The organism is Cupriavidus sp. MPR-AND1C, assembly GCF_058809705.1.
Genome location: NZ_JBXASU010000147.1, coordinates 1 through 12,752 on the forward strand (window position 1 = coordinate 1; position 12,752 = coordinate 12,752).

Here is a 12,752-nt window from a genome sequence, read left to right on the forward strand (position 1 = left end):
CCCCCCCCCCCCCCCCCCCCCCCCCCCCCCCCCCCGCCGGGGCAGTCGCAGCAGGCTCATGGGGAGGAGGAGGTGGCGGTGGGGCAGGTCCTGGCGCGTCGCCGGCATGCGGTCAAAGGGAAGCGGCGCCGATGCCGGCTCTGATTCTAATGGCGCTTTCTAGTCGTGCGCCACGGCGGCCTGGAATTTCTCCAGGCAGTAGCCCAGCCCGCGAACCGTGGCAATGCGGATCCCGCCCACCTCGATCTTCTTGCGCAGCCGGTGTACATAGACTTCGATGGCATTGTTGCTGACCTCTTCGCCCCATTCGCACAGGTGGTCGACCAGTTGCTCCTTCGATACCAGCCGCCCGGTGCGGGTGAGCAGGATCTCCAGCAGCCCGACTTCGCGCGCGGAGAGATCCAGCATCTGCTCGTTCAGGTAGGCGATGCGGCCAACCTGGTCGAAGGCCAGCGGGCCATGGTGCGTGAGCGTGGCGCCACCGCCAGCGCCGCGCCGCACCAGCGCACGCACGCGGGCTTCCAGCTCGGACAGGGCGAAGGGCTTGGCCATGTAGTCATCGGCGCCCAGGTCCAGGCCCTTGACGCGCTCATCGACGCCGTCGGCCGCGGTCAGGATCAGCACCGGTAGCATGGCGCCGCGCGTGCGCAGGCGCTTGAGCACCTCCAGCCCGGGCATGCGGGGCAGGCCGAGATCGAGGATCAGGAGGTCGAAGGCCTGGGTCGAGAGCGCCGAGTCGGCTTCAACCCCACTGGCGACATGGTCGACGGCATAGCCGGAGTGACGTAATGAGCGTGTCAGGCCATCTGCCAGCACGTCGTCATCTTCCGCGATCAGAATACGCATGGTTGTCTCCACCCTGGCCGGCTTAGTCGTCGCTTTACATCAAATGACGCGTGCGGGACTTGCCAAGCATACTGTTTTTTTATACAGTACCCGCTTGATCCGGTCGCGCAGTGAGCGGGCCGGATCGTACTGAATTCAGCGACGCACTTTAGCAACGCACGTATTACCGACGTTTGCCCAATGCTTGCCCCTGCTGCCAGGTTCATTGTCATCAGGAGTTCGCAGCGCGGCGCGGGTCGGGCGGTTACCCGCAAAAGCAGGCAGCGCGCCACATGCGGCCTATTTATACACCATTGACGGAAGGACGACCATGGATGACGGCAAGAAGGCGGGTGCTGGCGTAAGCGCCGAAAAGCAGAAGGCGCTGGCGGCCGCGCTGGCCCAGATCGAGAAGCAGTTCGGCAAGGGCTCGATCATGAAACTGGGCGAGGCCGACATCGACCAGGATATCCAGGTCGTGTCCACCGGCTCGCTGGGCCTGGACATCGCGCTGGGCGTCGGCGGCCTGCCGCGCGGCCGCGTGGTCGAAATCTACGGTCCGGAATCCTCGGGCAAGACCACGCTGACGCTGCAGGTCGTGGCCGAAATGCAAAAACTGGGCGGCACCTGCGCCTTTATCGATGCCGAGCACGCGCTCGACGTCAACTATGCCGGCAAGCTCGGCGTGTCCGTGGGCGACCTGCTGATCTCCCAGCCCGACACCGGCGAGCAGGCACTGGAAATCACCGACGCGCTGGTGCGCTCGGGCTCGGTCGACCTGATCGTGATCGACTCGGTGGCGGCCCTGGTGCCCAAGGCCGAAATCGAAGGCGAGATGGGCGATTCGCTGCCGGGCCTGCAGGCCCGCCTGATGAGCCAGGCGCTGCGCAAGCTGACCGGCACCATCAAGCGCACCAACTGCCTGGTGATCTTCATCAACCAGATCCGCATGAAGATCGGCGTGATGTTCGGTTCGCCCGAAACCACCACCGGCGGCAATGCGCTGAAGTTCTACGCCTCGGTGCGCCTGGACATCCGCCGCATCGGCTCGATCAAGAAGGGCGACGAGGTGATCGGCAACGAAACCAAGGTCAAGGTAGTCAAGAACAAGGTATCGCCGCCGTTCCGCGAAGCCTTCTTCGACATCCTCTACGGCCAGGGCATCTCGCGCCAGGGCGAAATCATCGACCTCGGCGTGGACGCCAAGGTCGTCGAGAAGTCGGGCGCTTGGTACAGCTACAAGGGCGAGAAGATCGGCCAGGGCAAGGACAACGCGCGTGAATACCTGCGCGAAAATCCCGACATCGCCGGCGAGATCGAGAACAGGGTGCGCGAGTCGCTGGGCGTGGTCCTGATGAACGGCACGCCGGCCACCGCCGGCGCCGTGGTCACCGCCGAAGACTGAGCTTCGCTGGCCGGGGTATTCCCGGCCGCGATCCCTGCCCCGGGGCGGCACGCGCAGCGACGCGCGCCGCCCCGGTTTGCATTTTTGAAGTGCATCCATAAACGCGTCTATATAACGCGTCTATATAACGCATCGATAAAGCGCGGTGTTCAAGCGCGCCTTCCCCATGGCTACCCGTCCACCTCTCTCCCTGAAAGCCCGCGCCGTCGGCTACCTGTCGCGGCGCGAGCACAGCCGGGCGGAGCTGGCGCGCAAGCTGGCCCCGCACGCCGAGTCTCCCGAGGCCCTCGAGCAACTGCTGGATGCGCTGGAGCGCGAGAACTGGCTGTCCAACGCGCGCTTTGTCGACAGCCTGGTGCACCGGCGCGCGGCCCGCTATGGCGCCGCCCGCGTGATGCAGGAAGCCCGCACCCATCAGCTCGGCGGCGATCAGCTCGCCGACCTGCAGGATCGCCTGCGCGGGTCGGAGCTGGAGCGCGGCCGCGCGGTCTGGCAAAAGCGTTTTGGCACGCCGCCCGCCACGCCCGAAGACAAGGCCAGGCAGATCCGCTTCATGGTCGCCCGCGGCTTTTCCCGCTCGGTGGTGAGCCAGGTGATCAAAGGGGCGGATGCGTGGCTGGATGGCAGTGACTGACGTCCGCCGACGTGGCCGCCTCAAGTTCAAGTGATGCCGCAGTGATGTCACGGTGATGTTACTGCCATGTCCTGCACCGGTTTCGGGCGCATACCTGCTTTGCCAGTAGGCGTATTCCGAATCTTCGCGCCTTGCTCACGCCTTGATCCTTACGCCGTTTCCCCCGCAATGCCGCGATTTTTCCGCATGCGCGGGACTTGCCCGTCGCTCGACAATCCCCGACAACAGCGCCGCGCGCAGTTTGTTCCCGGCGAGCGTTGTCCGGCATGTTAAAATCCTGCGGTTTTCCGGCCCAGCCGTCCATTTCTCCCGCTCCTGCCTGGTGTTATGCCGCTTTCCCCGCCCGTCAATCGCGCCCTGCGTCACCGTCGTGCCATCACGGCGGAGGCCTATCTTAGGGACGACGGCCTATGGGACATCGAGGCGCGCCTGACCGACACCAAGCCGCGCGAGATTCCGCTGGCCGGCGGCGGCATACGCCCGGTGGGCGAGCCGCTGCACGATCTGTGGCTGCGCGTCACCATCGACCTGCGCATGAACGTCGTGGACGCCGATGCCTGTTCCGACTGGGTGCCTTATCCCGGCCAGTGCGACACCATCGGCCCGGCTTACCGCAAGCTGATCGGCTTGAACCTGATGAAGGGTTTCCGCAAGTCGGTGAAAGAGCGCCTGTCGGGCGTGGCCGGATGCACCCATCTGACCGAGCTGGCCGGCATACTGCCGACCACCGCGATCCAGGCATTCGCCGGCGATGTGTTCAACATTCGCGACGGCGGTGCCGAAGACACCAGTACCGAACCGCCTTACCAGTTGCACGGCTGCCATGCCCTGCATTTCGAAGGCGAGGTCGTACGCCAGTTTTACCCCCGCTGGTATGGTCACCAGCCAAAACCGAGGATCAAGACCGAAGGGTCATCGACCCCGGCGGTGCAGCCAGCGGAGGCGCTCGCCGCCCCCGCCGGCGGCGCCATGTCGCGCAGGTCAACCGGCACTTCTGGTTAAGCCAGGCCGGCCTGCAGTCCGCCGAGATTCCATCTCCACACTTTTACGCCTACCCGAAAGGAAACACGCATGAATATCCATGAGTACCAAGGCAAGGAAATCCTGCGCAAATACAATGTGCCGGTTCCGCGCGGCATCCCCGCGTTCTCGGTCGAAGAGGCCCTGAAGGCTGCTGAACAACTGGGCGGCCCGGTATGGGTCGTCAAGGCGCAGATCCACGCGGGCGGCCGCGGCAAGGGCGGCGGCGTGAAGGTGGCCAAGAGCATCGACGAGGTCAAGACCTACGCCACCAACATCCTCGGCATGACCCTGGTCACGCACCAGACCGGCCCGGAAGGCAAGAAGGTCAACCGCCTGCTGATCGAAGAAGGCGCTGACATCAAGAAGGAACTGTACGTCAGCCTGGTGGTTGACCGCGTTTCGCAAAAGGTCGCCCTGATGGCCTCCAGCGAAGGCGGCATGGACATCGAAGAAGTCGCTGCCCACAGCCCGGAAAAGATCCACACGCTGATCATCGATCCGTCGGCCGGCCTGCTCGACGCGGACGCTGACGACATCGCCCGCAAGATCGGCGTGCCCGACGCAAGCGTGGCGCAAGCCCGCCAGGCCCTGCAAGGCCTGTACAAGGCATTCTGGGACACCGACGCCTCGCTGGCTGAAATCAACCCGCTGATCCTGACCGGCGACGGCAAGGTGATCGCACTGGACGCCAAGTTCAACTTCGACTCCAACGCCCTGTTCCGTCACCCGGAAATCGTTGCCTACCGCGACCTGGACGAAGAAGATCCGGCTGAAATCGAAGCGTCGAAGTTCGACCTGGCCTACATCTCGCTGGACGGCAACATCGGCTGCCTGGTGAACGGCGCCGGCCTGGCCATGGCCACCATGGACACCATCAAGCTGTTCGGCGGCGAGCCGGCCAACTTCCTGGACGTGGGCGGCGGTGCCACCACCGAGAAGGTGACCGAAGCCTTCAAGCTGATGCTGAAGAACCCGAACCTGAAGGCCATCCTGGTCAACATCTTCGGCGGCATCATGCGTTGCGACGTCATCGCCGAAGGCGTGATCGCTGCATCCAAGGCCGTGTCGCTGTCCGTGCCGCTGGTCGTGCGCATGAAGGGCACCAACGAAGAGATCGGCAAGAAGATGCTGGCCGACTCGGGCCTGCCCATCATCGCCGCCGATACCATGGAAGAAGCTGCCCAGAAGGTCGTGGCTGCTGCCGCGGGCAAGTAAGCCAGACGCGAACACGAACGCCAGCAGCGCGCCGGGGCCAGGCCTTCGCGCGCTGCTTTGAGCCAAGCAAAGGATTACAGCATGTCGATTCTGATTAATAAAGACACCAAGGTCATCACCCAGGGCATCACCGGCAAGACCGGCCAGTTCCACACCCGTGGCTGCCGCGACTATGCCAACGGCAAGAACTGCTTCGTCGCCGGCGTGAACCCGAAGAAAGCGGGCGAAGACTTCGAAGGCATTCCCATCTACGCAAGCGTCAAGGATGCCAAGGCATCGACCGGCGCCACCGTGTCCGTGATCTACGTGCCGCCCGCGGGCGCCGCTGCCGCCATCTGGGAAGCCGTTGACGCCGACCTGGACCTGGTGGTCTGCATCACCGAAGGCATCCCCGTGCGCGACATGATGGAGCTCAAGGACAAGATGGCCAAGGGCAACAAGAAGACCCTGCTGCTGGGACCGAACTGCCCGGGCCTGATCACGCCTGACGAAATCAAGATCGGCATCATGCCGGGCCACATCCACCGCAAGGGCCGCATCGGCGTGGTGTCGCGCTCGGGCACGCTGACCTATGAAGCAGTCGGTCAGCTGACCGCGCTGGGCATGGGCCAGTCGTCGGCAGTCGGCATTGGTGGCGACCCCATCAACGGCCTGAAGCACATCGACATCATGAAGATGTTCAACGACGATCCCGAAACGGACGCCGTGGTCATGATCGGCGAGATCGGTGGTCCGGACGAAGCCAACGCGGCTTACTGGATCAAGGAAAACATGAAGAAGCCGGTGGTTGGCTTCATCGCTGGCGTGACCGCGCCTCCGGGCAAGCGCATGGGCCACGCCGGCGCGCTGATCTCGGGCGGTGCCGACACGGCGCAAGCCAAGCTGGAAATCATGGAAGCCTGCGGTATCAAGGTCACCAAGAACCCGTCGGAAATGGCTCGCCTGCTCAAGTCGATCCTGTAAGTACCGATCTGCAGCCTCCCGCCCACCGGCGGGAATGCTTGCCGGAGCCGGAGCGCTCGCATGACTGCGACCGCACACCGGCTCTCCATGCCCCCGCCTGCGTGCGGGGGCATGTCATTCTGGCGTACCGTTACCTAGGGTATCTCCCAAGGTGCGCGACATGCCGATTGAAACCGAATCGAAAGCTTGATACGGTAAATCTTCATGTCTGAAGACTCAGACATCCGAAATTTCGCAGGCGCCGCAGTTGTTGGCGGTGTCATGTGGCGTTCGAATCATAATTTAAGAAACTCGAGGAGCTTTACCGTGGAACTGCTGTCCTCCACCGCTTTCTGGATTGCGTTGGGATCCATCATCCTGACCAACATCGTGCTATCCGGCGACAACGCCGTGGTGATCGCGCTGGCCTCCCGCAACCTCCCGCCCGCCCAGCAGAAGAAGGCCATCTTCTGGGGCAGCGCCGCCGCCATCATCATGCGGGTGGTGCTGACGGTAGCCGCGGTCAAGCTGCTGAGCCTGCCGTACCTGAAGATCGTCGGCGCCGTCCTGCTGGTCTACATCGGCGTGCAACTGCTCACCGGCGATGACGACGAAGAAGGCCACTCGGCCAAGGACAATATCTGGGCCGCGATCCGCACCATCCTGATCGCCGACCTGGTGATGTCGCTCGACAACGTGGTGGCCGTGGCCGCCGCGGCGCAAAAAGGGCCGGAAGGCAGCCAGCTGATGCTGCTGATCCTGGGCCTGGGCCTGTCGATTCCCCTGATCGTGTTCGGCAGCACCATCCTGCTCAAGGTCATGGACCGCTTCCCCATCATCATCGTGCTGGGCGCCGCGCTGCTGGGCTATCTGGCCGGTGAAATGCTGGTCAGCGATCCGGTGGACGCCGCATGGTTCGAGATGCACGTGCCGCATGCACACCTGGTGTTCGGCGTGATCGGCGCCGCGCTGGTGGTGGTGGTTGGCAAGCTGCTGAGCAAGCGGGCGCCACAGACGGCCTGACGGGCTTTGTGGATGAGGTGGTGCCCCGTTGGGGCACCGCCGGACAGACGGGTGGCCCGGGAGCCGCCCGTTTTGTTTTTGGGCTGTAGCGCAGGCCATCTAGCAGACATGGCGGTGATTTCAGTGCGGTTTCAGACTGACTTGAGCCAAAACGTAAGCTAACTGACCCGCCGCGTCATACTTAGTGACAAAATTTGCGCGGGATCAACACCCGGAAGAGTCCGAAGTGGCGAAAATTGTCACTCGCCGACGAGACATCAAGACTTGGCGGCGCTGGCACGCTAAGTGCTAAGAACGTACGGCATCACATGAAACAAGATGTTTCGATTTGTATCCAAAATTCCTTCGAGGGGTCAATCATGCAACAACGGGTGCAACAACTGAAAAAACTGGGCCGCCGAGCTCAGAAGGGCTTCACGCTGATCGAACTGATGATCGTGGTTGCGATTATTGGTATTTTGGCGGCAATCGCTATTCCGCAATATAGCGATTACACTTCGCGCACCAAGGCGGCTTCGTCGGTCGCAGAAATTGCCGCCGTTAAGACTGGGGTGTCGATGTGCGCACAGGAGACGGGGACGCTGACAGGCTGCTCCACCGGCGACGCAGGTAAGTACATCCCGTCGTTCACGGCGACAAAAAATGTCGTTGGCCTGACCGTTACCAACGGCGTGATCAACGCCACTAGCGCAGCAACAAGCAGCACTGGTACAGCATTGGTCCTCAACGATGTACCGACCTACACTGCAGGGGCTGCAAATCTTGTCTGGACGCAAGGGCCTGCGGCTACCGCAACTATTTGCGATGCAATTCGCGGTCTGAAGTCCGGCCAAGGCGATTGCCCTTAACTACGTACCTGGATGGCAGGTTGCTGTCTAGATTAGCGAAAGCGCCTTCGGGCGCTTTTTATTTACCCGCTCCCCAAGCTATCATCCGCCTTCTGCCCACAAGGCATAACAAGGCACCCCACATGCTGCCCTCCCGGTCAGCCATCCCCCTCAGTTCCCTGGCCGTAGCCGTCACGCTACCGCTGCTGGTCTCCCGGCACACGCTTCCGCTTGCCACCTTCTATGGCGAATGGACTTCCGCATTGCTGTTCGCGCTCGCCGTCATCGTGCTGGGCGCCTTGGCACAGCGGCAAGGCAGGGGCACGGCCTACCAGGCGGCTCCCGCCCAGTTCCCCTGGATCATTCTCTTTCCCCTCTGGCTGATCGCCACCGGCATCACGCAAACGCTGACCGGCATGGCCGATGTGTCGGGCAGCCGGTTGCTGACGGAACTCTCGCTGGCGCTGGGCGCGGCGGTAATGTGGGCAGCCTGGCGGCAGGGCCGTGCGGCGTCGTCCGTGGAGCGGCAGGCGATGGCGGATGTGCTGGCCATTGCGTGGCTGGTGGCCGGGTTGCTGGGCACCCTGGCGCAATGGGTGCAGGTATTCGGCCTGGAGCCGGACACGCTGGGGATGGTGTCCACTTACTTTTACGATGACAACCGCCGCTTGTGGGGCAACCTGAACCAGCCCAATCACCAGGCGACCGTGGCGGGCATCGCGCTGGCGGCGGCGGTCTGGCTGGCGGCGCGTGGGTGGTTGCGGGCACCGGCCTGGCTGGCGGCGGCGTTGCTGCTGGTGAGCGGCATCGTGCTGTCCGGCTCGCGCACGGGTGTGTTGCACGTGGGGTTGGCCGCGGTGTATGCGCTGGTCGCTGCCTGGATGGCGCGGGGCGGGGCGGCGTTTGGTGGTCCGGGAGATCCGGGCAATCTGGGCGATCTGGGCGGGTTCGCGGGCGCCATGCAGCGCGCCGGCCACGCCGGGCGCAACCCCATGCGGCGTCCCGCCGGGTTGGCGTTTGCCGCGGTGGCCATGGTGGTTTTGCTGCTGGTCTTGCAGCCGGCGATCAAGAGCGTCGGGCAGGCGATGGACTGGCACCTCTTCGATACCGTGGCGCAGATGCAGGGGGGCGACCAGCTCTCGTGGCGCGCTGCGATGTGGGCGCACGCGTGGGCGATGTTCCGTGCCCATCCGTGGCTCGGGGTGGGCTGGGGTGAGTATGGCTGGGCGCAGTTCCAGCAGCTCGCGCAGGTGGGCGTGAAAGTCGAGATGTCGCTGCATGCGCACAATGCCGTGCTGGATATGCTGGCCAAGACGGGCGTGATCGGCGCGGCGGGTGTGTTTCTGAGCTTGCTGGCGTGGCTATGGCGCGTGGCGCGCCAGCGCTTGTGGCGCGGGGATGCGCGCGAGCGCGCGCAGACGGGGCTGGTGCTGACCTGGCTGGCGATGCTGTGCGCGCATTCGATGCTGGAGTACCCGCTGCATTACTTGTATTTTGTGTTGCCGTTCTGCTTCATGCTGGGCTGGCTGGAGCCATCGGGGTTCGGCCGGCTGCGCGTGCCGCGCGGGTTTGCCGTGCTGGCGGGCCTGGCATTCGCCGGCGTGGCGGCAGCCATCCTGACGACAATGTGGCAGGACTACCGCCGCGCCGAGGCACGCGAGTACGCCCGTGCCGAGCGCCGGGCCGCATTGCCGATGCCGAATTTCTGGTTCCGGCAGGCTGCCGCGTCGGACGCGATCGAGGAGGCCAAGATCACGCCGGAGAACGCCGCGCAATTGCTTGGACCGCATGTTGCCGCGGTACACCTGCTGCCAACCCCGACGCTGATCTCGCGCACCGCCTGGCTCATGGCGCTGACCGGCGACCCGGTGCAGGCCAGGGCGTGGCTGGAGCGCCTGCGCTTCTACTATGCGGGGGATGAGGCTAACCAGTTCGCGGAACTCGCCCGCGCCTGCGCTGAAGTCGACGCGGCGGCGCGGCCGCGGGATTTCTGCGACTGGGTGCGGTTGCGCGGCAAAGGCAAGGCGGAGTAAGCCTTCCAAGGCCAAGCCGCGGCGCGCGCTTACTGCGGTGGGTAGCCCGGCGGCGGCGGCGGTGGCGGAGGATAGTAATACGTCGGCGCTGCAGCCGGACGCGGGGCCGAGGCCATGCGCCCGTAAACCGGTACCCGGTGGCCACTTGCGTACATGCATTGCACATACGCGGCGTCGTACCGGCGCTGGCTGCCGTAGCCGGCATATTGGGCATTGCCTGCCCCTACGGCCGCGCCAGTGAGCAGGCCCACGCCCGCGCCCACAGCCGCGCCCGAGCCGCCATTGAAGGCCGCGCCGGCCGCCGCGCCGAGCGCCGTGCCCACCACGGCGCTGCCTACCGCGCTGTTGGTGGCCGCCTGGTTGGCGGTGACGCCGCCTACCTGGCCAAGGGCGAACTGGCGGCAGCTATAGTCGTCGGCCCGGAACTGGTCGAAGTTCTTGCCTGTGCCCGGCAGCACCATCACGCTTGGCCCGCTGGGCATCACCGCGCAGCCGGCCAGGACCATCGCCGCGAGCGGCAGGCTCAGCAGGAGTGGCCGGCTTGGGCGCTTGAAGTGGTTAAGGACATTCATCTCGGCACCTCGGTACCTCGGTCATCGATCGTCGCCCCGCGCGCACCGGCGCGGCGCGCCGTAAGCGCTTGGGGCGTTCAGCGTGCCTGCCTGTCAGGCGTCAAGCCCCAGGTGTCAGGCGGGAGGCTGTGCCGGCACCTTCTGCCAGCCGCCGGGGCAGGCCTTGATATACGGGTAGTAGCCATCCGGCCGCGTGCAGTGGTACCAGTACGCCTGCTGCTGGGGCGCGGGCGCCGCGACACCGCCGCTGTCCATTTCCATCGTGCCGTCCTCGCCCTGCTCGATGTATTGCGGTGGCGAGGCCGGCACCTCGACGACCGCGGGCCCATAGGCGTAGCCGGGCGGGTAGTAGTACGGGTAGGGGTAGCCCCACCCATAGCCGTAGCCGAATCCGGGGCCGATATAGACGCCTACGCCGCCGTGCCAGCCACCATGCCAGCCACCGCCGCCGTGCCATCCACCACCACCGTGCCATCCGCCACCACCACCACCGTGCCAGCCACCGCCACCTCTTCCCGCCAGCGCGGTACCGCTCGCGCCCAGCGCCGCCAACACCAGCAAAAGCTGGCCAACCCTACGCCCGTTCATGTTGCCCACCTTGGATCGACGCGGAACGCGGTTCCGCTGGCAGCGCAGTTTGCGCCCCCTGATTGCATTGAATACCAATTTGCCGCAAGCCGCGACGCGCCGCGCTCTGGCGAAATGCGGCGTTACGCTTGTTACAGCGGAAGCGGCGCGGGCGCGGGACTGTGTCAGGATTGATAAGAAATGCGGCTCGTATCGGCGATGCGGATCAGGCACATGCGGCGGGTGGCGGGCAGCCTGCTCAGGTGCCTGCCACCCAATCCCCCGATTTCCCCCATGCTTCTCCAGCAGCTTCACATCGCCCATCACCATGCCGCGGTCCACCGCCTTGCACATTTGGAATCGTAGTTGTAAGCGGTTGATTTATAAGGAAATTACTGTCAGTTTTGTCCATGCTTCGCGCACTTGGTTGGGGCAAGGTTGGGCCATTTCTCAGACCCCCGGCAAGGGTAGTGCGTCGTCATGCCGACGCGCAAGCGGCACAAGTTATGCTGTGTAGCAATCCGACAATGCATGGACGAAGAACAACTACCGCACTTGACCGCACCGGGCAGGTCCGCGACTTGTCACTTGTCGATTCCCATCGGCACCACCTTCGTCATACGGCAATCACCGGACAGGCGGCACACGCCCGCCTTCTGGCACCCGCCACATTCGGGAACGCACAAATAAGAAACCCGCCGAAGCGGGTTGGTGGGTGAGGCGTTGGAACGAAGCAGAAGTGAGGTTGCGGCCCGGTATCGGTGGCCGCCATTGGCTAGGTTCGTTCCGACTTAGGATCAGTCTACGGGCACCGGCTTACGTTCATCCAGCGGGGAAATCGTGATGGCGAAACGATGAAGTGACTCTATGTAGAGAGCTTCAATCTTTACCATGAGACAAGTGCCGTCATTCTGATTACCGGTCCGACTACCGGTCTGCCTGCTCGCCCCCTCCCCACCTGGACTTGAAAGCCAGTGGGAAGCGTTCAATCCTGACCGTACTGGTGCGACCACGCCGTCAACTGACAGCCCGATATCACGGCGAGTCATGATGCAAATGACAAAACTGTAGGTTTATTGTCCCGTGCCCGGTCACTCACACGGCTATATTGAAACCAATTGATTCTGGCCGGGGACGAATTAACCACCTGAAGGGAGGTGGACCATGCTGAAAGAAGTGTTATTGCTTGCCGCGGCAAGTACCGCTGTAGTTGCTGGGACGGCGTTCGCGGGCATTGGTCCCCGCGGCGTCTACACTGATGGGGCCAAGGCAGCCAGATTTGATGTCTATTCCGATGGTGCGAGGGTGACAGACAGGCGAGATGTCTTCACGGACGGCTCGAAGGTTACGGATAGGCGTGACGTATTTACCGATGGAGCGAGGGTTACCGGCAAGCGCGACGTGTTCACCGACGGCGCTTGATTGCATTCAGAATTTGGGGCGTGATGGGCGCTCATGGAAGGCCAAGGCATCAACCTTGGCTTTCTTGTTTTTGGCTGGCGACGACTACAGCGTTACTGCCATCCGTCAGCTACCGAATTGGCGAAGAAAGTCGGTTGACCGGTCCGGCATCCATGACTGAAGGACATTGGGGTGCGCTTCAGTGATCCGGGCCTGTCAGAGATTTTGTGTTTAGGGCATAACATGTCACCAAGGAGCATGTATGCCACGCAAGACCAAGACGAG

Annotated in this window: 12 protein-coding genes and 1 pseudogene; 9 read left to right on the forward strand and 4 right to left on the reverse strand. The window is 63.9% G+C overall.

The annotated features are described in order from the left end of the window. Window positions 1–159: 159 nt before the first annotated feature. Complete coding sequence (locus AC1RWI_RS36560) at window positions 160–846, reverse strand: response regulator (RefSeq protein WP_043343892.1); 687 nt, start codon at window positions 844–846, stop codon at window positions 160–162. Between the two features lie 310 nt (window positions 847–1,156). Here AC1RWI_RS36560 and recA point away from each other — a divergent pair, with 310 nt between their 5' ends. The 8 genes from recA (at window position 1,157) to AC1RWI_RS36600 (ending at window position 9,927) form a co-directional block, all read left to right on the forward strand. Next, window positions 1,157–2,230 (forward strand): recombinase RecA, encoded by a 1,074-nt coding sequence (gene recA, locus AC1RWI_RS36565; protein ID WP_492870740.1) that lies wholly within the window; start codon window positions 1,157–1,159, stop codon window positions 2,228–2,230. A 166-nt stretch (window positions 2,231–2,396) separates the two neighbouring features. Beyond that, entirely contained in the window at window positions 2,397–2,864 is a 468-nt protein-coding gene (gene recX / locus AC1RWI_RS36570; protein ID WP_043351263.1) for a recombination regulator RecX, read from the forward strand. Between the two features lie 327 nt (window positions 2,865–3,191). Beyond that, window positions 3,192–3,866, forward strand: coding sequence for a DUF2889 domain-containing protein (locus AC1RWI_RS36575; protein WP_492870741.1), 675 nt, complete (start codon window positions 3,192–3,194; stop codon window positions 3,864–3,866). Between the two features lie 69 nt (window positions 3,867–3,935). After that, window positions 3,936–5,102 carry an ADP-forming succinate--CoA ligase subunit beta gene (gene sucC / locus AC1RWI_RS36580; RefSeq protein WP_043343899.1) on the forward strand — a complete coding sequence of 389 codons (1,167 nt, stop codon included), beginning with the start codon at window positions 3,936–3,938 and terminating at the stop codon, window positions 5,100–5,102. 81 nt (window positions 5,103–5,183) lie between these two features. Further along, a complete protein-coding gene (gene sucD, locus AC1RWI_RS36585) occupies window positions 5,184–6,065 on the forward strand; it encodes a succinate--CoA ligase subunit alpha (RefSeq protein WP_043343904.1) in 882 nt (293 codons plus the stop codon). A 306-nt stretch (window positions 6,066–6,371) separates the two neighbouring features. After that, window positions 6,372–7,067: a TerC family protein gene (locus tag AC1RWI_RS36590; protein WP_492870742.1), complete on the forward strand. Its 696-nt coding sequence runs from the start codon at window positions 6,372–6,374 to the stop codon at window positions 7,065–7,067. Between the two features lie 308 nt (window positions 7,068–7,375). Beyond that, window positions 7,376–7,915: a pilin gene (locus AC1RWI_RS36595; protein WP_492870743.1), complete on the forward strand. Its 540-nt coding sequence runs from the start codon at window positions 7,376–7,378 to the stop codon at window positions 7,913–7,915. A gap of 122 nt (window positions 7,916–8,037) precedes the next feature. After that, window positions 8,038–9,927, forward strand: coding sequence for a PglL family O-oligosaccharyltransferase (locus AC1RWI_RS36600; RefSeq protein ID WP_492870744.1), 1,890 nt, complete (start codon window positions 8,038–8,040; stop codon window positions 9,925–9,927). 29 nt (window positions 9,928–9,956) lie between these two features. On the opposite strand, the gene AC1RWI_RS36605 is transcribed toward AC1RWI_RS36600, so the two are convergent. The 3 genes and pseudogenes from AC1RWI_RS36605 to moaC all read right to left on the reverse strand — a co-directional run. Further along, entirely contained in the window at window positions 9,957–10,433 is a 477-nt protein-coding gene (locus AC1RWI_RS36605; protein ID WP_144409872.1) for a YMGG-like glycine zipper-containing protein, read from the reverse strand. 180 nt (window positions 10,434–10,613) lie between these two features. Then, the gene (locus AC1RWI_RS36610; RefSeq protein WP_492870745.1) at window positions 10,614–11,087 is read right to left on the reverse strand and encodes a hypothetical protein; all 474 of its coding nucleotides are present in this window, start codon (window positions 11,085–11,087) and stop codon (window positions 10,614–10,616) included. Between the two features lie 238 nt (window positions 11,088–11,325). Beyond that, a pseudogene (gene moaC, locus AC1RWI_RS36615) lies at window positions 11,326–11,426 on the reverse strand (cyclic pyranopterin monophosphate synthase MoaC); the annotation flags it as partial. Between the two features lie 804 nt (window positions 11,427–12,230). Between moaC and AC1RWI_RS36620 the strand changes: the two are divergent. Next, window positions 12,231–12,488 carry a hypothetical protein gene (locus AC1RWI_RS36620; protein WP_492870746.1) on the forward strand — a complete coding sequence of 86 codons (258 nt, stop codon included), beginning with the start codon at window positions 12,231–12,233 and terminating at the stop codon, window positions 12,486–12,488. Window positions 12,489–12,752: the final 264 nt, after the last annotated feature.

Coding starts and splice junctions, on each gene's coding strand:
- recA (WP_492870740.1), top strand. CDS start 1,157: ATGGATGACGGCAAGAAGGCGGGTGCTGGCGTAAGCGCCGAAAAGCAG.
- AC1RWI_RS36610 (WP_492870745.1), bottom strand. CDS start 11,087: ATGAACGGGCGTAGGGTTGGCCAGCTTTTGCTGGTGTTGGCGGCGCTG.
- AC1RWI_RS36620 (WP_492870746.1), top strand. CDS start 12,231: ATGCTGAAAGAAGTGTTATTGCTTGCCGCGGCAAGTACCGCTGTAGTT.
- sucD (WP_043343904.1), top strand. CDS start 5,184: ATGTCGATTCTGATTAATAAAGACACCAAGGTCATCACCCAGGGCATC.
- AC1RWI_RS36595 (WP_492870743.1), top strand. CDS start 7,376: ATGAAACAAGATGTTTCGATTTGTATCCAAAATTCCTTCGAGGGGTCA.
- AC1RWI_RS36560 (WP_043343892.1), bottom strand. CDS start 846: ATGCGTATTCTGATCGCGGAAGATGACGACGTGCTGGCAGATGGCCTG.
- AC1RWI_RS36575 (WP_492870741.1), top strand. CDS start 3,192: ATGCCGCTTTCCCCGCCCGTCAATCGCGCCCTGCGTCACCGTCGTGCC.
- AC1RWI_RS36605 (WP_144409872.1), bottom strand. CDS start 10,433: ATGGTCCTGGCCGGCTGCGCGGTGATGCCCAGCGGGCCAAGCGTGATG.
- sucC (WP_043343899.1), top strand. CDS start 3,936: ATGAATATCCATGAGTACCAAGGCAAGGAAATCCTGCGCAAATACAAT.
- recX (WP_043351263.1), top strand. CDS start 2,397: ATGGCTACCCGTCCACCTCTCTCCCTGAAAGCCCGCGCCGTCGGCTAC.
- AC1RWI_RS36600 (WP_492870744.1), top strand. CDS start 8,038: ATGCTGCCCTCCCGGTCAGCCATCCCCCTCAGTTCCCTGGCCGTAGCC.